This window comes from Vibrio sp. La 4.2.2 (assembly GCF_027586995.1).
Lineage (GTDB): Bacteria > Pseudomonadota > Gammaproteobacteria > Enterobacterales > Vibrionaceae > Vibrio > Vibrio mediterranei.
Genome location: NZ_JAPPTJ010000006.1, coordinates 330,254 through 352,858, shown reverse-complemented (window position 1 = coordinate 352,858; position 22,605 = coordinate 330,254). Strand labels below are relative to the sequence as shown.

Annotated in this window: 16 protein-coding genes; 15 read left to right on the top strand and 1 reads right to left on the bottom strand. The window is 45.0% G+C overall.

What is annotated here, in order from left to right; genetic code table 11:
* Window positions 1-11 precede the first annotated feature (11 nt).
* The 14 genes from OH456_RS16185 (at window position 12) to tldD (ending at window position 17,726) form a co-directional block, all read left to right on the top strand.
* Window positions 12-488, top strand: coding sequence for a type II secretion system protein (locus tag OH456_RS16185; protein WP_006071001.1), 477 nt, complete (start codon window positions 12-14; stop codon window positions 486-488).
* 147 nt (window positions 489-635) lie between these two features.
* Complete coding sequence (locus OH456_RS16180) at window positions 636-1,109, top strand: prepilin-type N-terminal cleavage/methylation domain-containing protein (protein WP_006071003.1); 474 nt, start codon at window positions 636-638, stop codon at window positions 1,107-1,109.
* A complete protein-coding gene (locus OH456_RS16175; protein WP_270033863.1) occupies window positions 1,099-1,677 on the top strand; it encodes a type IV pilus modification PilV family protein in 579 nt (192 codons plus the stop codon). Before OH456_RS16180 ends, OH456_RS16175 begins: the two co-directional genes overlap by 11 nt.
* Window positions 1,677-2,405 (top strand): PulJ/GspJ family protein, encoded by a 729-nt coding sequence (locus OH456_RS16170; RefSeq protein WP_270033862.1) that lies wholly within the window; start codon window positions 1,677-1,679, stop codon window positions 2,403-2,405. Before OH456_RS16175 ends, OH456_RS16170 begins: the two co-directional genes overlap by 1 nt.
* The gene (locus OH456_RS16165) at window positions 2,395-2,868 is read left to right on the top strand and encodes a hypothetical protein (RefSeq protein ID WP_270033861.1); all 474 of its coding nucleotides are present in this window, start codon (window positions 2,395-2,397) and stop codon (window positions 2,866-2,868) included. The genes OH456_RS16170 and OH456_RS16165 overlap by 11 nt, the downstream gene beginning before the upstream one ends.
* Window positions 2,865-6,839, top strand: a complete 3,975-nt coding sequence (locus tag OH456_RS16160) for a DUF6701 domain-containing protein (protein ID WP_270033860.1) — start codon at window positions 2,865-2,867, stop codon at window positions 6,837-6,839. Before OH456_RS16165 ends, OH456_RS16160 begins: the two co-directional genes overlap by 4 nt.
* Window positions 6,840-6,990: 151 nt before the next feature.
* Complete coding sequence (locus OH456_RS16155; protein WP_006071009.1) at window positions 6,991-8,034, top strand: rod shape-determining protein; 1,044 nt, start codon at window positions 6,991-6,993, stop codon at window positions 8,032-8,034.
* A 61-nt stretch (window positions 8,035-8,095) separates the two neighbouring features.
* Window positions 8,096-8,959 carry a rod shape-determining protein MreC gene (mreC, locus tag OH456_RS16150; protein ID WP_006071010.1) on the top strand — a complete coding sequence of 288 codons (864 nt, stop codon included), beginning with the start codon at window positions 8,096-8,098 and terminating at the stop codon, window positions 8,957-8,959.
* A 17-nt stretch (window positions 8,960-8,976) separates the two neighbouring features.
* On the top strand, window positions 8,977-9,465 hold the full coding sequence (gene mreD / locus OH456_RS16145; RefSeq protein ID WP_006071011.1) for a rod shape-determining protein MreD: 489 nt from the start codon (window positions 8,977-8,979) through the stop codon (window positions 9,463-9,465).
* A 4-nt stretch (window positions 9,466-9,469) separates the two neighbouring features.
* On the top strand, window positions 9,470-10,039 hold the full coding sequence (locus OH456_RS16140; RefSeq protein ID WP_031493050.1) for a Maf family protein: 570 nt from the start codon (window positions 9,470-9,472) through the stop codon (window positions 10,037-10,039).
* Window positions 10,040-10,057: 18 nt separating this feature from the next.
* The gene (gene rng, locus OH456_RS16135; RefSeq protein WP_006071014.1) at window positions 10,058-11,527 is read left to right on the top strand and encodes a ribonuclease G; all 1,470 of its coding nucleotides are present in this window, start codon (window positions 10,058-10,060) and stop codon (window positions 11,525-11,527) included.
* 10 nt (window positions 11,528-11,537) lie between these two features.
* The gene (locus OH456_RS16130) at window positions 11,538-15,431 is read left to right on the top strand and encodes a YhdP family protein (protein WP_270033858.1); all 3,894 of its coding nucleotides are present in this window, start codon (window positions 11,538-11,540) and stop codon (window positions 15,429-15,431) included.
* A gap of 4 nt (window positions 15,432-15,435) precedes the next feature.
* Window positions 15,436-16,260 (top strand): carbon-nitrogen hydrolase family protein, encoded by an 825-nt coding sequence (locus tag OH456_RS16125; protein WP_006071019.1) that lies wholly within the window; start codon window positions 15,436-15,438, stop codon window positions 16,258-16,260.
* Window positions 16,261-16,286: 26 nt separating this feature from the next.
* Window positions 16,287-17,726 carry a metalloprotease TldD gene (tldD, locus tag OH456_RS16120; protein ID WP_006071021.1) on the top strand — a complete coding sequence of 480 codons (1,440 nt, stop codon included), beginning with the start codon at window positions 16,287-16,289 and terminating at the stop codon, window positions 17,724-17,726.
* A 64-nt stretch (window positions 17,727-17,790) separates the two neighbouring features.
* Here tldD and OH456_RS16115 read toward each other — a convergent pair whose 3' ends face one another.
* Window positions 17,791-19,167, bottom strand: a complete 1,377-nt coding sequence (locus OH456_RS16115) for a PhoH family protein (RefSeq protein ID WP_038229151.1) — start codon at window positions 19,165-19,167, stop codon at window positions 17,791-17,793.
* A 491-nt stretch (window positions 19,168-19,658) separates the two neighbouring features.
* Between OH456_RS16115 and rapA the strand changes: the two genes are divergently transcribed.
* On the top strand, window positions 19,659-22,568 hold the full coding sequence (rapA, locus tag OH456_RS16110; RefSeq protein ID WP_270033855.1) for an RNA polymerase-associated protein RapA: 2,910 nt from the start codon (window positions 19,659-19,661) through the stop codon (window positions 22,566-22,568).
* Window positions 22,569-22,605: the final 37 nt, after the last annotated feature.

Sequence of the window (22,605 nt, the reverse complement as noted above, 5' to 3'; positions counted from 1 at the left end):
GGAATATAAAAATGAAAAGACAAAGTGGTTTCACGCTAATTGAAATGGTCGTGGTGATCGTTATTTTGGGTATTCTTGCAGTAACAGCAGCACCTCGTTTTTTAAATCTACAAGGTGATGCTCGTGAATCATCTCTCAATGGTTTAAAAGGTGCGATTTCAGGTGCAAATGGCATTGTTTACGGCAAAGCTGCAGTAGAAGGTGTTGAACAGCAAGCAACGGCTACCATTAATGCGGGTACTAATGAAGCAGTAACGGTTGCATTTGGTTACCCAACTGCTGATGCTGCTGGCCTTGTAAGTGCAGTAGATGGCTTGCAACAAGATTGGATGTTTGCGACTCGTCGTGACGCGCTAATTGCTACCTTTGATGATGGTTCAAATGCTAACTTCCGTACGATTCGTCAATCTAACTGTTTTGTAAGATACGACGAATCAACTCAAGCGGGTACAGCACCTAGAGTAACCGTTGAAGCGTCAGGTTGTTAATTAGCCAAGACGCAAAAAGGTCAGCTCCGGCTGGCCTTTTTTGTGTTGTGATAGGTATTCTGATTTTTAACGATTTCTAATGATAGATAGGTGAGTTAGTACTGTCCTTTTGTATACTATTTATCAATCATTTTCGCAGGTACTACTATGTTAATCCCACAACGTAAGTTATCAGGGTTTACGCTAATCGAACTGATCGTGGTGATCGTTTTAGTTTCGATTGTGTCGGTAGTGGCTGCGAGTCGATTTTTAAACCGTTCGGGCTTTTCTGTCATTGCAGCACAAGAACAAGCTATTGCGATTACTCAGCAAATACAGCTTGGGCGAATGCAATCCAATATCAGCGATATCGGTGAGCTCAATAGCCGCTACCAACTGGCGATTAAAGATGGTTGTTTTGGCTCTCGGTACAGTTGCACTCTTGCGAACCCTGAAGAGCAATCGGACTATTTAGCGTTGGATAACATTCAGGTCTCTGCTCCCACTAGCTTGTTGAATTTTGACTTACTTGGTCGTCCAGTATGTGAATCTTGTACTTACCCCATTACGATTCAATTCACTCAATTTAGTGAATCGGCATCCATTTGTATTAATTCAGAAGGTTTTGTCGATGCGTGCTAGAAAAATGAGTCAAGGGATGACGCTGATCGAAAGCGTACTTGCCATAGTGATCTTGGCTATCGCTTTGATTACATTGACGAGCTTCTTATTCCCTAGTGTGCAGAAAAGCGCTTTACCGCACTACCAAGTACGAGCAGCTTCATTAGGACAAGCGGTGTTGAACCAGATATTAGCTGTGAGTTTTGATGAGCAGAGCGATCGTAACGGTAGCCTATGGCGTTGCGATGAACTTGATAAGCAATGCACATCACCCGCTTCATTAGGTCCGGACAAGAACGAGCAGCCCGCCTTCTATAATGATGTCGATGACTATATAGGCTGCTGGTACGGTGCCAACGCCCAGCAGCAGTGCCAGCAAGGCTTATCTATTACAAGACTTCTCGGTGGTGATGAGCAAGACGACTACCGCAATTTTGTCGTTAATATTCTGGTTAGCTACGACTACGATAACGCACTCGGTGGTCAAGCAACTCCGCATCAAACAAGCTCGTTCAAAAAGATCATTGTCCGTGTGTCAGCGAGTAATTTCACCGAATATGAGTTTGTTGCGTATAAGGGGAATTACTAATGTCATTCTCCGTTAAGCAATCAGGCGGTTTTACCTTACTAGAAATGATCATCACCATGGTGGTGGTTGGAATTCTGTTTTTAGGAATTGCTGGTTTTGTCGAGTTTGGTGCCCGTGGTTATGTGGATTCAGTAGCGCGCACTAAAATCCAGAACCAAGCACAGTTTGTTATTGAGAAAATGTCCCGTGAGCTTAGGCACGCCGTCCCCAACAGCATTCAAACCTCTTTGAACGGTCAATGTATCTCATTTTATCCAATAACCTTTTCCGGCTTTTATCATTTGGATGAGAAGTTAGGAAAAACTGAGTTTGTGGTGGGTAACATTAACCAATATCCCCATAAATTTGCCAATACCGAAAGGTTGATCATTAATCCAAGTCGACAGCAAGATCTTGAAGGTCGTCGAGCGATAAGTTTGGCAGGAGTCAGCTCTGTGGTCGAAGCACAATATTTTACGTTAAATCAACTACCAGAACAGAACTCGGTTGGGCAGCGTTTGTATATCTACAATTCAGCAAACAAGGTCGATTATTGCATTACCACGTCTGGTCAGATAGAGCGAAACGGTATTCGTGTTGCCACCAATATCGAACCAGTAAAAAGCAGTTTTACTCACCTGGAAGCGTCACTGCTTCGCTCAGCTTTAGTTCGTCTAAATCTAGTATTTAATCAAGCGGGAGAAGCGTCTAACTTCCAACATGATGTACAGGTGCTCAATGTCCCCTAGAAAACGTTCACAGCAAGGGAGTGTCTACATCGTTGCCATTTTTGTTGTGGTGGTAATGGGTATGTTGGCAATGAATCTCAATAGAATTCAATGGTCAAGTAACGAGACGCTATCACGTGAGTTGATTGGTACCAAAGCTTGGTTTTTGGCGAACTCTGGTGTTGAGTGGGCGTTGACGCAGCTCTATCCATTAAATGAATCGAGTCTAACAGAAGATCTAGAAATCAGATGTAACCAGCTTCAACCATCGTCATCTGTAGCAATGTCTTATTTAATTTCTCAAGTGGGTATTAACTGCCGTAGCCTTTCAGTTCAGTGTGAAACGGTTAATGGTGGCGACCTAGAACTGATTCCAAAACAGCTCAGCTATTTTAAAATTACCAGCACGGCAATATGCGGAGATGGACAAGGGTTTGATATTCAGCGTCAGCAAGAAGCTTGGGTAAAAGGATTCTCTGAATGAAGCAATTGATCGCTCTATTTATTAGCTTGTTCGTCGTAGCAAATAGTTATGCAATAGAATATTGCGACTACTTTCCAGAATCAGTTCAAACTAACTATCGCCAAGATGGTTACCCTTACGTCTCTCAAGTGGACTTTTCGGGGCATGACCAGACGCTTATTTTTGATGTGGATGGTTTTAAAATGCCATTCAATTATCTAGCGAACAGTCCAGCTCATAGCGGTACAGCGGCCCACTGTTACTATCCAAATGCTCCAACTGATAGTTGTGCAGTGAACCCAACTAATCATGCGCCCACTTTACCAGTTGATTTACCTGTCTTTCCTACGAACCTTGAACCCTCAAGTTGTAGTGATAAGCACTGCTCATTGCCAAGTGGTAGTAAAGTGCAATCTATAACGATGAGGCAAGGTAAGACTCTTACGTTAGAAGGAGGGGAGATTTGGATTGGCTCGTTGACCTTGGAGCATGCAGCAAAAATCAAAGTGAGTGCGCCAACAATCCTGCACTACCGCCAGTTCTACATAAGTGGTCATTCACATATCAATAAAGATGGTGCAATAACTGATCTTATTTTAATTGGACACGGCTCTAACGCAGCTATCAATCTGACGAATCACAATAAGATCTCTGCTGCCCTATACGTAGATCCATCTAGTTTTCAAAAGGGGTTTAGGGTAAGCGGTGAGCACAACGATCTTAATATGAATATTACGGTCAACCATATGTCGGTCACAGGTAAGAAGAATAGCTTTAATTTACCTAAGTTGTGCGATGACACACCACCTCCACCTGAGTTTAAGCTTGATCTTTGCCCTTATTTCAAAGAAGAAGTGCAGACTACCCTTTATGACACATCTGGATCGCCACAAGGGCTTCTGAATGTGAATAGTGAATATGACAATGATAGAGACGAATGGTTTGATGATTTTGATGTCAACGCTATCGTTTTACCGCGCAATAACACTGGCCTCGCGTTTTCTCGCTTTACTAATAACAGCACTTATGGCGGCTGCTTTTATACGTCTTCATCCATTGGTTTACGTGGCTTTGGTTGGCAAAACTGTCAAGTGGAGCCCACGAAGAGCTTTGAAAACTATCCACCGCAATTGGATGATTTTCCAGGTGGTGACTATTCGAGCGACTTTAAGTGTAAAGACGGCAAAATATGTCATTTGAAATGGACTAATAATAAGATCAAGAAGTTAGAGGTTAAAGATGACAGTAAGCTTATTATTGACTCTGGCGAGTATTGGGTTAATGAGCATATACATCTGGAAGATGCGGAGATCCAACTGATCAATGGGCCAGTTAAGATCAATTATCGAGGAATAAAAGCAAACGGAGAGCTGTATCCACCTCACTTCAAAGATGAGCTAAAAATCAATACATTAGGAAACAGTGAAGATTTACTTTTTGTCGGGCATGGCGCGGGCAGTGACATTGAAATAGAGAGTGAAGACTCTGTTATCAAAGCCTATTTTTATGTCCCTCCTGAAGCTGCTACTGTCGGAACGCGAGGTTTCTTAGTCAATGGTGAAGACAACTACATCTTTGGTGGGGTTGCTGCCCCAAATGTGACGCTTGGTGAGCGTGACTATGATGATCGGAAACGACATAAAGACAGAGATGATAATGATATTGAAGGTGAAGGTAATGTGTTGTTTGCGCGTATTCCTGCGCAATGTAAAGCGCCACCACCAAGTCGAGACTACTATTTGGAATTAGAGCCATTAAAAGGCATCGCATTGAGTTGTGAAACCCAACGAGTCACGTTTAATGTGGTAGATAAGTACGGTAAGCCTATTGAAGACTACACCAAAGGCGTCAGAATTACAGCGCCTGCCTCTGCCACAATGCAATTGATAGAAGGGATTCGTATTAGAGAGGGGCTATACAACCCAAGTACTAACGGCCGGGTTATATTTGATGTGAGTAGCCAACATATCGAACAGCTCAGCGTGTCCGGTGAATTGGTGGAGAGTGCGAACAATACGCTTGTGACAGGTAACTACGAGTTTACGGCAAACAAGTTTGAATTTACGCCGCAAGCGTCTAGTTTGATTGCTGGAAAATCGGCAACGCTCGAAGTACGCCCTGTGACCTGTAATGTAACGCGTTCAGGTCTGTCCCAAGTTGTAGCGGCAAAAAACTATTCTGGAGTGCAAAACGTTGATATTGCAGCGACACGTTATCTAGAACCCAAATCTCCAACAGTACAGGCATCAGTTAAAGTCAAAGCTGCACAGAGTAATGATTTTGTGCCAATTCCAGTGACGGATCTCGCACTAGATTTTTCTCATGGCAGTAGCACCCCTGATGCTGATCGCAGTGCTTTGATGGATATTCAGTACGATGAAGCTGGGCGAGTTTCTTTTGAGTTATCTCAGACGCGTTGTGTCAATGAGAGTGAGCATAACCCTTCAGACCAACAAGGTGCGGACGCCGCGAAGCAATGCGTCACATATAAAGGAGTTCACGAGCTAAAAGTAAGACCGTGGACGTTCGCGATCTGTGATGCATCAAACTACCAATTAGCATTAGATGGTACTTCATCTCAAGGCAGTGGCTATAAAGCAGCAGGGGAACGCTTTAATCTAGATGCCGTTCCAATTCGATGGCAGAAAAATGGCGCGACTCAAGGTCAAATCCCGATATTGCCATCATTTTGCCAGTCGCAATTTATCACCAAAAATTACTTCGATAATGATGCGCCTGTCTCCAGTGTTTTACTCACTGCCACTGAGAACACGCCTGCAGTTAGACCTGTCGACGAAAGATTCCCTATTAAAATGGATGGTGAGGACGGGTCAACATTTGTTCGTAGTAATCGAGGTAGTAATGGTGTGTTGCCATTTTACGCTCTCTATTGGGAAGATGTCGGAAGTCTTCTAGTACAGACTCAAAGTCAATCGAACTATTTGGGGATGGTAATCAATCCAAGTAGCCGTAGTATCGGCCGCTTCTATCCTCATCATCTTGCTATGGTCTCCAATCAATGGGGCTATGAGTCAGGGCATTCAGGGTTTGCATATATGGGCCAACCAATAAAACCAAGCTTTGTTGTGGAGGCGCGTAATCTAGAAAAATCACCTACCCCTAACTATGGTTATTTCGCCTCCAATTTGATGGTGAACTTAAACCATGTTGCTGCCAATGAAAGTGGTGATAGTTACTTACCGAGAATAAATGCGACTGCAACGAGTTGGGATAGTGAAGCTTGGAAGTGCGATTCTACTGATTTGTCATGCAACACTTCACGAGCTCGACTTGAGGCTAGCTTTGGTGATTATGTTTTCTCTAAACGTTATCAACTGGATGGTGTTACCTCGATAAAAGAACTGCCTGTTAAAGGGCACTTTGGGGTACAGTCTAATTTAGTTGACGGTGTAGATTTTGAAAGCCCTTCTTTAACTGTAAATGGTACCAACGCGAAAGCGTTCCCTAGACAACCCGAGTTTCGTTATGGCCGTATGGTGATAGATAACATTGGCGGTGATTTGACAACGGACATCAATATCCCTTTGAGAACGGAATATTGGACTGAGACTGGGTTTGTGCTCAATAAAGAGGACAGTGGTTCCGCATTCAATGGTAAGCACTACTGCCGGCAGATCTTGTGGTCAGGTCAGCTAGAGACGGATGCAAAGCTGTTTAATAAAGACGGCAATACTATAACCACAGAAGATGCTGCCATCAGCCAAGGTAGCAGCAGCCAACTCTTTGCAAGCAACAATAGGATTCGCGAACAAGTTAATTTGTGGTTAAGGCTTGATCAAAGTGCCCCAATTAAACTGAACCAAAATGATAGTCCTGTTAAGTGTTTTGACAGTAATGCGGGTCGTTCTTGGTTGAGATATAACTGGCGCGGTGTGGGTGATGAAGATCCACATGCCGTAGTGACCTTCGGATCACATAGAGGAAATGATAGAGTCATTTATCGAGGTGAGCCACGCCTTATCGGACAATAAATCCTGTGAATTTTTTGCGTTAAGTAAGGAAACTGTAAGAAAATGCGGGTTTCACCCCATGTTTCTGCTTCAATGCCTTGCTGTGATGGCAAGGCATTGGTACATTTAGTGCAATTTTTGTCTTCTCATTCTTGCAGGACGAGCGAAGAATATGTTTAAAAAACTGCGTGGCATGTTTTCTAACGACCTATCGATAGATCTAGGTACTGCCAACACACTGATTTATGTAAAAGGACAGGGTATCGTCCTTGACGAGCCTTCTGTAGTAGCAATCCGCCAAGATCGTGCGGGTTCAGCCAAAAGCGTTGCGGCGGTAGGCCATGCAGCGAAGCAGATGCTAGGTCGAACGCCTGGTAATATTTCTGCGATTCGTCCAATGAAAGATGGCGTTATTGCTGACTTCTATGTGACCGAAAAAATGCTTCAGCACTTTATCAAACAAGTGCACGACAACAGCGTTCTTAAACCAAGCCCACGTGTTCTAGTTTGTGTCCCTTGCGGTTCAACACAAGTAGAGCGTCGTGCTATCCGTGAGTCTGCACTGGGTGCAGGTGCTCGTGAAGTGTATTTGATCGATGAACCTATGGCTGCTGCTATTGGTGCAGGTCTACGCGTCTCTGAGCCAACAGGTTCTATGGTTGTTGATATCGGTGGTGGTACAACAGAAGTTGCGGTTATCTCACTTAACGGTGTGGTTTACTCTTCTTCAGTACGTATCGGCGGTGACCGATTTGACGAAGCGGTTATCAATTATGTGCGCCGAAACTACGGCAGCTTGATTGGTGAAGCGACTGCTGAGAAGATCAAGCACGAAATCGGTTCTGCGTATCCAGGTGATACGGTTGAAGAGATTGAAGTACGTGGTCGTAACCTTGCAGAAGGTGTGCCTCGTAGCTTTAGCCTAAACTCAAATGAAATTCTAGAAGCGTTGCAAGAGCCATTAACTGGTATTGTATCGGCAGTGATGGTTGCGCTTGAGCAATGTCCGCCAGAACTTGCTTCTGATATTTCTGAAAACGGTATGGTACTAACCGGTGGCGGTGCACTGCTACGCGATCTAGACCGATTACTCACTGAAGAAACCGGTATCCCTGTTGTTATCGCTGAAGACCCACTAACATGTGTGGCTCGTGGTGGTGGTAAAGCTCTAGAAATGATCGACATGCATGGTGGCGATCTATTTACAGAAGAATAATGGTTTCACTCTAGTTTTGGTGTGGCACTGAAACTAGAGTCCACATCAGGATTATGAGTACATGAAACCAATATTTGGTCGAGGTCCTTCTTTACAACTTCGGTTATTTCTTGCTGTTACTTTATCAGCCGGCTTAATGCTGGCTGATAGTCGTTTAGATACATTCTCAAATTTCCGTTACTTATTAAACAGTGCAGTCGCACCGATTCAGTATGCCGCGAACCTTCCTCGTACCATGTTTGATGGCGTCTATGAAAGGCTAAATACTCGACAAGGTCTAGCCGAGCAAAACGTAAACTTAAAGCGCGAAGTGTTGCGCCTTAAAAGTGACTTAATTTTGCTTGATCAATACCGTGAAGAGAACCAGCGTTTTCGTGAGCTTTTAGGCTCATCTTTCGTCCGAGATGAAAAGAAGATGGTGACAGAGGTGATGGCTGTGGACACGTCACCATATCGTCACCAAGTGGTGATTGATAAAGGTCGTATCGACGGTGTTTATGAAGGTCAGCCGGTTATAAATGAAAACGGTATCGTTGGTCAAGTGACCTTCGTTGGCGCTCACAACAGCCGTATTATGCTGCTGACGGACTCTAACAGCGCAATACCAGTGCAAGTCATTCGTAACGATATTCGAGTTATTGCATCAGGCAATGGGTCTATCGATGAGATTCAACTAGAGCACATTCCAACAAGTACTGACATTCAGAAAGATGACCTGTTGGTGACCTCTGGTCTGGGTGGAATCTATCCCGAAGGCTATCCAGTTGCTCATGTTAAATCTGTACAACGAGACAATCGACGAGAGTTTGCCAGCATTATTGCGGAGCCCGTGGTCGACTTTGATCGACTGCGATACTTACTGTTGATTTGGCCGAGTAATGATAGACAGCAACAAGCGGTTGAAGATACGCTGAACGCGCAATAAAGGATTCTCATACTATTATGGCTAATAGTTCATTTCGCAGTCACTTAGTGATCAGTGTGTCACTGATAGTGGCGCTTGTATTGCAAACCATACCTTGGCCAGGCGTGCTAGACTTCGTAAGACCGTCATGGTTGTTCTTGGTTCTAGGGTACTGGGTATTAGCACTTCCGCACCGAGTAAATGTGGGTACCGCATTGATTGTTGGTCTGACTTGGGATCTACTGGTCGGATCTACCTTGGGTATTCGCGGGATGATGATGTCGATTGTCATCTATATCGTGGCTCTTAATTTCTTGGTACTTAGAAACATGGCACTTTGGCAGCAAGCCACGATCATGGCCTTGATATCTATGCTGCTAGAAGTGTTTATCTTTTTTGGTGAGTATTTGATCCAAGACGTCACTTTTAATCCGATGTCGCTGTGGAGTGGTCTGATTAACTGTATACTTTGGCCATGGATGTTTTTACTGTTGCGTCGTGTAAGACGGCATTGGCATGTCAGGTAAATCAATGACTACAAAGATAGTATTGGCGTCAACTTCACCAAGACGCAGAGAGCTGTTAAGCCAGCTCGGATACCAATTCTCAGTGGTGAGCCCTGATATTGAAGAAGTGAAACAAGCCCAAGAAAGTGCTCAACAGTACGTTGAGCGCTTGTCGTTAGAGAAAGCGATGGCTGGGCTTGAGCTGAGCGACTCCAGATCTGTAGTTGTCGGTTCTGATACGGTCGTCGTTTTAAACGAACATGTACTAGAAAAACCCAATGATTTCGAACATGCCAAAGCTATGCTTCAAGGGATGTCGGGAGAAAAACATCAGGTGCTCACTGCTGTCAGTGTTGTATCTAAGAATAAGCAGTCATCGGTCGTGGTAACGACGGATGTATGGTTCAAAACACTTAGCGAAAAAGAAATCGAACAATACTGGTTAAGTGGAGAACCTCAAGATAAAGCTGGCAGTTATGGAATCCAAGGATTAGGGGGACGCTTCGTCACTCGAATCGAGGGCAGCTATTACGCTGTAGTTGGACTGCCACTGTATGAAACTGACCAGCTCTTGCAAGAATTTATAAATAATTAAAAATATTGAGGTGCGCTCATGAGTGCAGAGCTGTTAATAAACGTAACCCCTAGTGAAACAAGGGTTGCCATGATTGAAGGTGGGGTTCTCCAAGAAGTCCACATTGAGCGCGAAGCAAAGCGTGGAATTGTTGGCAACATCTATAAAGGTAAAGTGAGCCGAGTCTTGCCTGGAATGCAGGCTGCTTTCGTGGATATCGGCCTCGAAAAAGCGGCGTTTCTGCATGCTTCCGACATCGTACCGCACACTGAGTGTGTGGCTGAAAATGAAAAGAAGCAGTTTCAAGTCCGTGATATTTCTGAGTTAGTTCGTCAAGGTCAAGACATCATAGTGCAAGTGGTCAAAGACCCGCTTGGAACTAAAGGTGCTCGTTTAACCACGGATATCACCCTCCCATCCCGTTACCTCGTCTTTATGCCTGGCGCGAGCCATGTCGGTGTTTCTCAACGTATCGAGAGCGAAGAAGAGCGTAACCGTTTAAAGAATGTGGTTGCTGACTACTGCGATGAAAACGGTGGCTTTATTATTCGAACTGCAGCAGAAGGTGCGAATGAAAAAGAACTGGCGCAAGATGCTGCATTCCTTAAGCGTTTGTGGACCAAAATCAATGAACGTCGTACTAAATATAAAACGCGTTCAACGTTATATGGTGAACTGGGTCTAGCGCATCGTATTCTTCGTGATTTCGTTGGGACGGAAATTACTCGTGTTCAAGTGGATTCAAGACTGATTTTTGAGAGCTTAAAAGAGTTTACTAGCGAGTTTGTACCTGAACTGGAGAGTTTGCTTGAACTTTATGAAGGCGATAAGCCCATTTTCGATATGTACGATACCGAGAATGAGATACAACGTTCACTTGAACGTAAAGTCGACTTAAAGTCTGGCGGTTACTTGATTATTGATCAAACTGAAGCGATGACAACAGTTGATATTAACACCGGTGCATTCGTAGGTCGTCGCAACTTAGAAGAGACTATCTTCAACACTAATGTCGAAGCAACGCAAGCTATTGCTCGACAGCTTAGACTGCGTAACTTAGGCGGTATCATCATCATCGACTTTATCGATATGGGTCTTGAAGAGCATCGTCAACGTGTGTTGAACTCTCTAGAAGGGGCACTTTCTAAAGATCGAGTGAAGACGAATATCAATGGATTCACCCAGTTAGGGTTGGTTGAGATGACACGAAAAAGAACTAGAGAAAGTATTGAACATGTTCTTTGTAGTGGTTGTCCAACTTGTGAAGGCCGAGGTTCGGTTAAAACTGTCGAAACAGTTTGCTATGAGATTTTACGCGAGATTACGCGTGTTAATCGAGCTTACGATGCCGACAAATTCGTGGCTTATGCGTCTCCTGCTGTTGCTGAAGCACTTGAAGGCGATGAATCTCATGCATTGGCTGAACTGGAAGTCTTTATAGGTAAACAGGTTCGAATTCAAGCTGAGCCTTTATATATTCAAGAACAATTTGATGTTGTTATGATGTAATGAGTAATTTGTGAGTTCTCGCGTTAATCGGATTGTCCGTTTTTTTCTCTGGTTACTACTGACCGTATTGGTATTACTTGCCTCTGCGGTCACAGTGTTGCGTGTGGGTTTGCCACAGCTAAACAAAATTCAACCAGAAATTGTGACTTGGGTAAACCAAGGAACAGGTCTCAATATTTCTTTGAAAGATGTACGTGGTTTCTGGCGTAACACTCACCCTTCTATTTCTCTTCAAGGTGTTGTTGTAGGTCTTCCTGAAAGTCCTGAAACCAAATTCGAAGTCGGGAACTTAGAACTCGAATTTGATTTGATTCAAACCATTATTCAAAGACAGCCTGTCTTAGCGGATATGGTCATTAATGACATGATGCTGGACATTCGTTCGGTCGATTTACTAAAAGCGACTGAGCCAAAAACGGTTTCACAACCCAAGCAACCCGCAGCGAGTGGCGAGCAGTTGGTCAACCGCCTAGATAACTTGTTATTAAGGCAGTTAGATCGCTTTGCTGTCGCTAATTCAACTGTGTTGTATCAATCTATATCTGGTGAAGAACGTCAGTTAGATATAGAGAATCTGCAATGGCGGAATCAAAAGGCACGCCATTTAGCACAGGGCACCATCTCCATTGCCGATGCAAACTTAAACTCGCTAGAAGTTAGAGCGGACTTTATTGATAAAGGTTCGCTGTCGAATGTCTCTGGCGACTTTTACGTGGCCGTGGACCAAATGTCACTGTCCCCGTGGCTGTCTGAAACTCAAAAGCAGCAAACTGGTATTAAAGATGGTGAAGTAAGCTTACGCAGCTGGATTACATTGGATAACAGCACTGCAAAAGAAGCTTATCTTGAAGTGTTACCATCTGAGCTTAGTTGGTCTAAAGATGGCAAAGACCACGATCTATTCGTCGAGTCTGCGGTTATGCATTTATTGCCATCAGATGCTGGTTGGCAGCTGAATGTTCATGAAGTTAAAGCCAGAACTAATGATGTTCCGTGGCCTGAACTAGATATTGCAGCAGAATGGAATCGTCAACAGCAATGGCAAGTGAATATTTCTCAGCTCGATGTGAATGCGTTAAAGCCATTGGCATCGCTAAGTCCTGACCCGAGTGTGGAAGAGTGGTTAACTAAACTCAACCCGGGTGGGCTGATTGAAGATATTCGACTGTCCCAAACTAATGGTACTGACTCCCTGAAATATTCGGCACACCTTGAGAATATGTCGATGTCGCAATGGGAACTTTTGCCGGGCTTCTCTCATGTCTCAGGATCGGTGCGCGGTAATATGAAGCAAGCTCATGCCCGCGTTAACGTTATTGATGATCGTTTCCCTTATGGTGATGTGTTTCAAGCTCCACTAAATATTAAGCAAGGTTTGGTTGATATTCATTGGCAAAATAACGGCGAGCAAGGTTGGTCGTTATGGTCTGATAAAGTGACGGCTGCGACGCCAGACTTGCAAGTGCTTGGTGCTTTTAGACTTGATTTCCCTAAGAATGACAGCCCATTCTTGTCATTCTATGCCGAAGCGGATCTTTACAACGCAGGTGAGGTTTGGCGTTATCTGCCAACTTTAGCTATGGGGCAAAGTCTTACGGACTACTTATCGGCAGCGATCCAAGCGGGTCGAGTCAATACATCTAAGCTGTTGTGGTATGGCAAACTGTCAGACTTCCCATATCGAGAACACAACGGCATGTTCCAAGCTTGGGTGGGACTTCGCGATGCTAAATTTAGTTTTGATACCAATTGGCCACCACTGACTGACTTACAACTCGATTTGTTGTTCCAGAATGAGACCATGTATTTGGACTCTCGTTCTGCAACACTGATGAATGTTAAAGGCCAGCGAATCACGGGTCGAATTCCAGTACTCAGTGGTGATGGGCACCTTGAAATAGAAGCGAAGGCAACAGGTCAAGGCAGTGCCGTCAGGGATTATATGACCGCTTCGCCGCTGGTGGACTCGGTTGGTGCCGCGTTAACCGCGGTTCAAGTTAGTGGCGATGTGAATGCCGACTTCCAGTTGTATATTCCGTTTTCTGGCGACGATACTCCGTCCAGAGCTTGGGGGTATGCGGAGCTAAAAGACAATCATGTCGAAATTGATGCTCCCCCAATGACGCTGGAAAAAGTGTCCGGTAGAGTTGAGTTTGACAATGATGTGGTGAAAGCGACAGGGCTGTCTGCAAACTTGCTGAACCAGCCGATTTTCCTTGATTTTCAAGGGCAGAATGCTGGCAAAGGTTATTCGGTTGGAATTGATGCGGTTGGAGATTGGAAAACCGCACCTCTAGAGCCTTATGTTGGTGATAAGGTGGTCAGTCGACTGGCAGGGCATTCGCCTTGGAACCTAGACGTGGATATTCAGCTTAACGATGTCGGCTTTACTTACCAGCTTGACCTGAATGCTAACCTTGCAACCATTGCGAGTGACTATCCTTATCCACTCAAAAAAGCGTTTGGTGAATCAGGTAAAGCAAGGCTTCAAGCTTCCGGAAACCAACAAGCTATAACCGCTAGATTGCAGTTACCCTCCGTTAAATACCAAACCGAGATTGATATCACAGGAGAGGTTCCGGTTCTTAAGGCGACTAACTTAGTGTTGGGGAAAGGTGGGTTCAAAATCAGCCCTATAGTTGGCCATCACTTCCAAGTACGGTCCGATAAGTTCAATGTCGACCAGTGGAGCAAGTTGTTTAAAGAGCCGCCGAGTGAAAAGAAAGCATTACTAGATGAGCTGAATAAACCGGAGCTTCCATTACCTAAACGGGTAAACGTGGAAGCGAAAGAACTGATGTTAGGTGGTATTGAGTGGCACGATGTGAACTTCAATGCCAGATACAAAAAAGGTGGCTGGCAGTTCGATCTTGATAGCCAAGAGGCAAAAGGGCAGGCGAGTTACAGCGACAACAACGAGTTGTATGTTGCGTTGAAGCGTCTGCATATCTACGTGCCAGAATTTGATAAGAAGGCACAGGATGATGAGTCGCTGATCACTCAGGAAAACCTTGAAGCACCATTAGTGACTGAGTTTGATAAAACCTTCTTTGATATCATGCCGGATACTCAACTGACGATTGATAACTTCTGGTTCCAAGGTTACAAAGTCGGCAAAGTGGATATGGATGTTGAACGACAAGGTAATAAGCTCGTTTGGAAAAAACTGGACTTATCGAGTGGGACAAACAAAGTACATATTGACGGCAACTGGATGGTCGCTGGTCAGCAAAATAAAACACAGGTCAACTTAGCAGTCAGTGGTGAGAACAACAGTGATCTTATGGAACGATTTGGTATTACCTCTGGTATCCAACGTGCACCATTTGATCTCGACTCAAAGTTAACGTGGGATGGCGCACCATGGTCGATGCGAGTAAATACCGTCAGTGGTGAAATCAGTACTAAGCTAGGTAAAGGTATTATCTCTGATGTGAGCGGTGCCGCACGCTTGCTTGGTTTGTTTAGCTTGGATTCCATTATTCGTAAGATGCAGCTCGATTTTACCGATGTATTTGATAAAGGGATGGCGTTTAACTCAATTACAGGTAGCGGCAAAATCAGAGATGGCGTGTTTGTGACCAATGACATTAAGATGGATGCGGTTGCTGGTGAAATGACGATTAAAGGATTGGCTGACCTCTCGACTCAAACCGTCGACGCTGAAGTAAACTTTACGCCTGACATGACTTCAGGGATCCCTATCATTACGGCTTTTGCGGTGACGCCTCAGACAGCATTGGTTGTGCTTGCCGTGACGACAGTGATATCACCAGTGGTTGAGGTCGTGACACAAGTTAACTACTCAGTTAAAGGTCCACTGGACTCACCAACGGTAAGTGAGATTTCGAGGAGTCAGGGAGAGTATAAGTTACCTGAAAACCTCAAGAAGGAGATTAAGTAACACCATGAGCAAGGAACGCTTTGGCATCATACAAATGACATCAGGACCTGAACCAGAAGAGAACTTCAAGTTCATTGAACATAAGGTTGAGTTTCTTTCTGCTAAGGGGATGAAGTGGATTCTTACCCCAGAGAACTCGCTGGTTTTTGGTTCCCGTGACGATTATCACCGTCACGCGGAATTTTTAGGAAAAGGCAAGTATCAAGACAAGTTATCTGACTTAGCAAGACGCCATCAGATTCACCTTATTATTGGCAGCTTTCCTATTCGGGTTTCTGAAACGGAAGTGACTACAACAACGCTGGTCTTTGACGTAAATGGGCAGCGTATGAATCATTATGATAAGCTGCATATGTTTGATGTAGACGTCAATGATGGTCACAAAAATTACCGTGAATCAGAAACGTTTAAAGCGGGTACAAGCATTGCGATGGTGCCGACTGATTTTGGTGCGGTGGGCTTAACCATCTGCTATGACCTGCGTTTCCCACATCTATTCAGTGCGTTGAGGGCTCAAGGGGCGAGCGTAATTGTTGTGCCTGCGGCATTTACTGCGGTGACTGGAAAGGCACATTGGGAAGTCCTGTTGCGTGCTAGAGCGATTGAAAACCAATGTTGGATAGTCGCAGCTAATCAATGTGGCACCCACCCGTGTGGAAGAGAAACCTGGGGACACTCTATGGTGATATCGCCTTGGGGAGAGGTTCAAGGACAGCTTGAGCAGCAGACAGGTACAATAACCGCCGAACTGAATTTTGATGTTGTTGAAGAAGTGAGACAGAGTATGCCTGTCGCTAAACACATTCGATTTGAACAGCATTTACACTAATTATATTTACTATAAAGAGTAATCATATGGAACGCATAGAAGACGCGCTATTAGGGCCTACAGGTCTGTCTGAGCAAGATATTGAAGCTACGCTTGCGAGCATTGCCACTCGCCAGATTGACTATGCGGATATCTATTTTCAATCCAGCTGGCACGAATCTCTAGTGCTTGAAGACAGCATCATCAAGGACGGTTCATTTAATATCGACCGCGGTGTTGGTGTTAGAGCGGTTGCTGGCGAAAAAACGGGTTTTGCATACTCAGACCAAATCACACTGGATGGTCTGAAGCAAAGTGCAGTAGCGGCAAGAGGCATTGCACAGCAAGGTCAAAGCGCGCAAGTTAACGCGCTTACTCGTCGCGATAATCAAGCTTACTATGCAGCGGTTAACCCATTAGAAAGTTGGGAAAAACAACAAAAAACTGAACTGCTAAAGCAGCTTGATGCCTACATTCGTACTAAAGAGCCTTTAGTTAAAGAAGTCTCTGTCAGCTTAAGTGGCGTCTATGAGCAAATGCTAGTGGCGGCAACCGATGGAACCTTTGCTGGAGATGTGCGCCCATTGGTGCGCTTATCTATCAGTGTATTAGCACAGAAAGGTGACCGTCGTGAGCGTGGTAGTGCCGGTGGTGGTGGCCGCTATGGTTACGATTTCTTCCTCTCAACAGAAGAAGGTCAACAAGTCGCTTACAACTATGCCGATGAAGCCATTCGCCAAGCGCTAGTCAATCTGGAAGCGATTGACGCACCTGCTGGTACTATGCCAGTTGTACTAGGTTCTGGTTGGCCGGGAGTACTGTTACACGAAGCCGTAGGTCATGGCCTAGAGGGTGATTTTAACCGTAAAGAGTCATCAGTATTCTCTGGCAAGGTAGGTCAGCAAGTCACATCAAACCTGTGTACGATTGTTGATGATGGAACACTGCAAGACCTTCGTGGTTCGCTTAACGTGGACGATGAGGGTGTTCATGGACAGTACAATACGTTGATTGAAAATGGCACTCTAAAAGGTTACATGCAAGACAAGCTTAATGCGCGTCTAATGGGAGTAAACCCTACAGGTAACGCCCGTCGTGAATCCTATGCCCACTTACCTATGCCTCGTATGACCAACACTTATATGTTGCCGGGTGAGCATTCTCCAGAAGAAATTATCTCTACCGTGAAGAAAGGTCTTTATGCACCAAACTTTGGTGGTGGTCAGGTTGATATTACCTCTGGCAAGTTTGTGTTCTCAGCATCAGAAGCGTATCTCATCGAAGACGGTAAGATTACTGCGCCAGTGAAAGGTGCGACGCTAATTGGCTCTGGTATCGAAGCGATGCAGCAAGTCTCTATGGTAGGTAATGACCTGAGTATCGACCGCGGTGTTGGCGTCTGTGGTAAGGCTGGGCAAAGTGTGCCAGTTGGTGTTGGTCAGCCAAGCTTGAAGTTAGATGCACTAACTGTCGGCGGTACTGACTAAGTTCACAAGTATAAAGCAAAAACTACCGTCATCCCCTTTTTCAAGGGGATGACGTCTCAGCCACTTACAAGTTTTCCTCTGCAAATTCGGCCAATCTACTTCTTACCACACCATTTAAGTGAATGTTGGCACTGCCTCCGAAGTTCTTAAAGCGCTCAACCATATATGTTAACCCTGATGTTACTGGCGTTAAGTACGGGGAATCAATTTGTGCTAAGTTACCCGAGCAGACAATCTTAGTCCCCTCACCACAGCGAGTAATGATGGTTTTAATCTGAGAGGCTGTTAAGTTCTGGCACTCATCGAGTAAAACAAACGCATTTTGGATTGAACGTCCGCGCATGAAGTTAATAGATTTGAACTGAATGTTCGCTTTATCACAGATGTATTTCAGTGAGCCCTCAGTGCAGTGATCGTTCTTGTGTAGCGCTTCGAGTGTATCGGTAATGGCAGCCAACCAAGGCATCATTTTTTCTTCCTCAGTACCCGGAAGAAAACCGATGGACTCGCCAATATCTGGTGTATTTCGGGTGACGATGATCTTATCGAACATACCTCTCTCTATCGTCATCTCTAGCGCTGCAGCCATAGCGAGTAGCGTCTTACCACTACCTGCGGCACCTGTGAGAATCACTAAATCGATATCAGGGTCGAGTAAAGCATCCATGGCCATGCCTTGGTAGATATTCTTAGGGCGAATATCCCATGCTTGTCGACACAGAAGGCGTTCTTGGCTGAGATCTCGAATTGTCACTTTATCACTATCAATGTCGGCTACTCGTCCAGCAAAATCACTGCTGTCATCGATCAAGTATTGATTGATAAACGTTGGGTCAATCGCGGCTCTGTCGAAAGTGTGATATGTCTTGTTGGCGAGGGTCTTGGTTTCCACCTCGTCAATATGTTCCCAAAACGCCCCTTCAGATTTTTGAAAACCTTTTGTGAGGTACTGAACATCATCGATTAGTTGATCAGTACGGTAGTCTTCAACAAAGCGAACACCAGCTCCTTTAGCTCTTAAGCGCATGTTGATGTCTTTAGTGACTAAAACGACTTCTCGAGGAGAGCGTTTATTTTGCAAGTAGAGCACCGCATTGAGAATCCGGTTGTCGCCTTCCTTGTCGGCGAAGGCTTTGACTGTTTCTTGCAGCACATAGTCTGCCAATATTGAAATGGTTCCTGTTGCTTCCATTTGGTGAGAGAAGGGAATCCCTTCAGAAATTTCATCAGGCGTCGCTTCTTTAAAGATATCTTCAAGAGCTCTAATTGCGACGCGTGCATCACGAGCAACATCGCGTTTGCTGTCCTTAATGCGATCGAGTTCTTCAAGTACGGTCATGGGTATGACGACGTCGTGTTCTTTGAACGAAAAAATGGCGTGGGGTTCGTGGAGAAGGATGTTGGTGTCGAGAACGAAAAATTTACGGTCGGTATCGCCCATAGAGTCTCCTTGCCGCAACTGGCGCTTGTCCTTTGCGGTTAACTCGGATTGGGAACGAGTCAGACTGGGATCAATGCTGGCTCGGATTTCCTATCTTAGTGAGTCAACCTTGCTATGTTCAATCGATGGTTAGTCTGATTGAACCTGATACCCTTGTATCCAATTAAAACATGGTTCTTTGGTAACATGTTATTAACGTTTACAATTTGAGTATAAGTGAAAAAACTCACTTTGGTCTTTACATTTGCCACTATTTTTTTGCAGTTTGATGTCAGCCACGACAATACAAAAAAAACTTAGGATTTCCTTGTAATTGGCGTGACCTGCATCACGCCTTCAAGTAAGATTAGCGACCTTTCACCCTAGGGTGAAAATGAGCAATATTTGCTCTATCACCTACTATTATTTGGGCGGGGTTTTGAGCTTAGTTTTCGACTGAGTTACCGTTTGAATGACCAAAAGATATCGATACGAGTTGAGGTAGTCTCTCTATGACATTTGCTTTAGGGCAGCGCTGGATTAGCGATACGGAAAGTGATTTAGGTTTAGGTACGGTCGTCGCATTGGATGCGAGAACAGTGTCTCTTATGTTTGCTGCATCAGAAGAAAACCGTGTGTACGCACGCAGTGATGCGCCAGTCACCAGAGTTATCTTTAATGTTGGCGATGTCATAGATAGCCAAGAAGGTTGGACGCTTCTAGTTGAAGAAGTGCTCGAAGACCAAGGCGTATTAACGTATGTCGGTATACGTCAAGATACAGAAGAGCAGGGCGTTGCATTACGCGAGATCTTCTTGAGCCACCAAATTCGTTTTAACAAGCCGCAAGACAAATTGTTTGCAGGTCAAATCGACCGAATGGATAACTTTGTACTGCGCTATCGTGCACTAAGCAATCAATACGAACAACACAAAAGTCCAATGCGCGGTCTTTGTGGCATGCGTGCAGGCTTGATTCCTCATCAGCTCTTTATTGCTCATGAAGTGGGGCGTCGTTATGCGCCACGTGTATTACTGGCTGATGAAGTTGGTCTCGGAAAAACCATTGAAGCAGGTATGATCATTCACCAGCAAGTGCTGTCTGGCCGTGCTCAACGTGTTTTGATTGTGGTACCAGAGACACTACAGCATCAATGGTTGGTAGAAATGATGCGTCGTTTCAATCTGCATTTCTCTATTTTTGATGAAGAACGCTGCATTGAGGCATACGCAGAGGCGGATAACCCGTTTGATACTCAACAGTTTGTCCTATGCTCTTTGGACTTTTTACGTAAGAGTCGTAAACGTTTTGAACAAGCATTGGAAGGCGAATGGGATCTGCTGGTCGTGGATGAAGCGCACCACCTTGAGTGGAGTCAAGACAATCCAAGTCGTCAGTACCAAGTCATTGAAGCGTTGGCCGAAAAGACACCGGGTGTCCTTTTGCTAACAGCAACACCAGAGCAGTTGGGACGCGAAAGCCACTTTGCACGATTGCGCCTTCTCGATTCAGACCGTTTCTTTGATTATGAATCTTTCGTTAAAGAAGAAGAGCAATATGCGCCAGTTGCCGATGCAGTAACAGCTCTGTTCTCAGGGGAAGCGCTGAGCAATGAGGCGAAAAACCAAATTACTGAGCTATTGTCTGAGCAAGACGTTGAGCCATTGTTCAACGTTCTAGATAGCAATGCCAGTGATGAAGAAAAAGCCACGGCACGTCAAGAGCTTATCGACAACCTAATGGATCGCCACGGTACTGGACGAGTGCTGTTCCGAAATACGCGTGCCGCGATTAAAGGCTTTCCAAAGCGTAACGTAAACCTTGTGCCGATGCCGATTCCACAGCAATACACCACCTCTATGCGTGTATCAGGCATGATTGGTGGCAAGATGGCACCAGAAGCACGCGCGATGAAAATGCTTTACCCTGAAGAGATTTTCCAAGAGTTTGAAGGCGAAGACTCTAGCTGGTGGCAGTTTGATTCTCGTGTTAATTGGCTGATTGAAAAGATCACAGCAAAGCGCAGTGAGAAAGTGTTGGTGATTGCGTCACGCGCAAGTACCGCTCTTCAGCTTGAGCAAGCGTTGCGTGAACGTGAAGGTATCCGTGCAACTGTGTTCCATGAAGGTATGTCGATTCTTGAGCGTGATAAAGCAGCAGCTTACTTCGCGCAAGAAGAAGGTGGTGCTCAGGTCTTGATCTGTAGTGAAATCGGTTCTGAAGGTCGTAACTTCCAGTTTGCGAACCAACTGGTAATGTTTGATTTACCATTCAATCCAGACTTGCTAGAACAGCGTATTGGCCGTTTGGACCGTATTGGTCAGAAGCGTGATATTGACGTACATGTTCCTTATTTAGAGAACACCTCTCAAGCGATACTGGCACGTTGGTTCGATGAAGGACTCAATGCGTTTGCTGAGACGTGTCCAACGGGTCGTATGGTTTATGACCGCTATGAAGAGAGCATTATCAATATGCTTGCCAGTGGCGATACGACCGAGCTGGATGAGGTGATTGAAGGCTCAAGACATTACAACCAGGAGCTTAAGCATGAACTTGAGCAAGGTCGTGACCGTTTACTTGAGATGCATTCTAATGGTGGTGAAGCGGCGCAAGAGATTGTCGAAAAAATCGCAGCGACCGATGGCGATACTAACCTAGTCACCTTTGCACTGAGTTTGTTTGACACCATTGGATTAAACCAAGATGACAAAGGTGAAAACGCCCTAGTGGTGACGCCTTCTGAACATATGATGGTACCGAGCTATCCAGGCTTACCGTATGAAGGAGCAACCATTACGTTTGACCGCGATACGGCGCTTTCTCGTGAAGATATGAACTTTATTAGTTGGGAACATCCAATGATTCAGGGCGGTATCGATCTCGTGATGAGTGAAGGCGTAGGGACGTGCGCCGTTTCGCTTCTGAAAAACAAAGCACTGCCAGTCGGTACTATCTTATTGGAGTTGGTGTATGTTGTGGATGCGCAAGCACCAAAACAGAGTGGTATTAGCCGCTTCTTACCACCAACACCGATTCGCTTGATGATGGATGCTCGTGGTAATGATCTCTCTTCACAAGTAGAGTTTGAAGGCTTCAACCGTCAACTTAGCCCAGTTAATCGCCATTTAGGCAGTAAATTGGTGACGTCTGTTCAAGCCGATGTTCATCGATTGATCGAATCGGGTAATGAGGCGGTCGAAGAGAAAGTCGTGGCGGTTCGAGAGCAAGCGCATAAAGCGATGTATGCGAGCTTGAATGGTGAACTAGAACGCTTACAGGCGCTAAAAGCGGTAAACCCAAATATTCGTGACGAGGAAATCGAAGCGATTGAAGCTCAAATCAAAGAGCTTGATGGCTATATTGCGAAAGCTCAAGTCCAACTGGATTCACTACGTCTGATCGTTGTCAGCCACAACTAATAACACAAAATAGGGCGCAGATATCTGCGTCCTACGT

Coding starts and splice junctions, on each gene's coding strand:
- mreD (WP_006071011.1), top strand. CDS start 8,977: ATGGCTAATAGTTCATTTCGCAGTCACTTAGTGATCAGTGTGTCACTG.
- rng (WP_006071014.1), top strand. CDS start 10,058: ATGAGTGCAGAGCTGTTAATAAACGTAACCCCTAGTGAAACAAGGGTT.
- OH456_RS16175 (WP_270033863.1), top strand. CDS start 1,099: ATGCGTGCTAGAAAAATGAGTCAAGGGATGACGCTGATCGAAAGCGTA.
- tldD (WP_006071021.1), top strand. CDS start 16,287: ATGGAACGCATAGAAGACGCGCTATTAGGGCCTACAGGTCTGTCTGAG.
- OH456_RS16180 (WP_006071003.1), top strand. CDS start 636: ATGTTAATCCCACAACGTAAGTTATCAGGGTTTACGCTAATCGAACTG.
- OH456_RS16115 (WP_038229151.1), bottom strand. CDS start 19,167: ATGGGCGATACCGACCGTAAATTTTTCGTTCTCGACACCAACATCCTT.
- OH456_RS16160 (WP_270033860.1), top strand. CDS start 2,865: ATGAAGCAATTGATCGCTCTATTTATTAGCTTGTTCGTCGTAGCAAAT.
- OH456_RS16140 (WP_031493050.1), top strand. CDS start 9,470: ATGACTACAAAGATAGTATTGGCGTCAACTTCACCAAGACGCAGAGAG.
- OH456_RS16155 (WP_006071009.1), top strand. CDS start 6,991: ATGTTTAAAAAACTGCGTGGCATGTTTTCTAACGACCTATCGATAGAT.
- OH456_RS16125 (WP_006071019.1), top strand. CDS start 15,436: ATGAGCAAGGAACGCTTTGGCATCATACAAATGACATCAGGACCTGAA.
- OH456_RS16170 (WP_270033862.1), top strand. CDS start 1,677: ATGTCATTCTCCGTTAAGCAATCAGGCGGTTTTACCTTACTAGAAATG.
- rapA (WP_270033855.1), top strand. CDS start 19,659: ATGACATTTGCTTTAGGGCAGCGCTGGATTAGCGATACGGAAAGTGAT.
- OH456_RS16165 (WP_270033861.1), top strand. CDS start 2,395: ATGTCCCCTAGAAAACGTTCACAGCAAGGGAGTGTCTACATCGTTGCC.
- OH456_RS16185 (WP_006071001.1), top strand. CDS start 12: ATGAAAAGACAAAGTGGTTTCACGCTAATTGAAATGGTCGTGGTGATC.
- mreC (WP_006071010.1), top strand. CDS start 8,096: ATGAAACCAATATTTGGTCGAGGTCCTTCTTTACAACTTCGGTTATTT.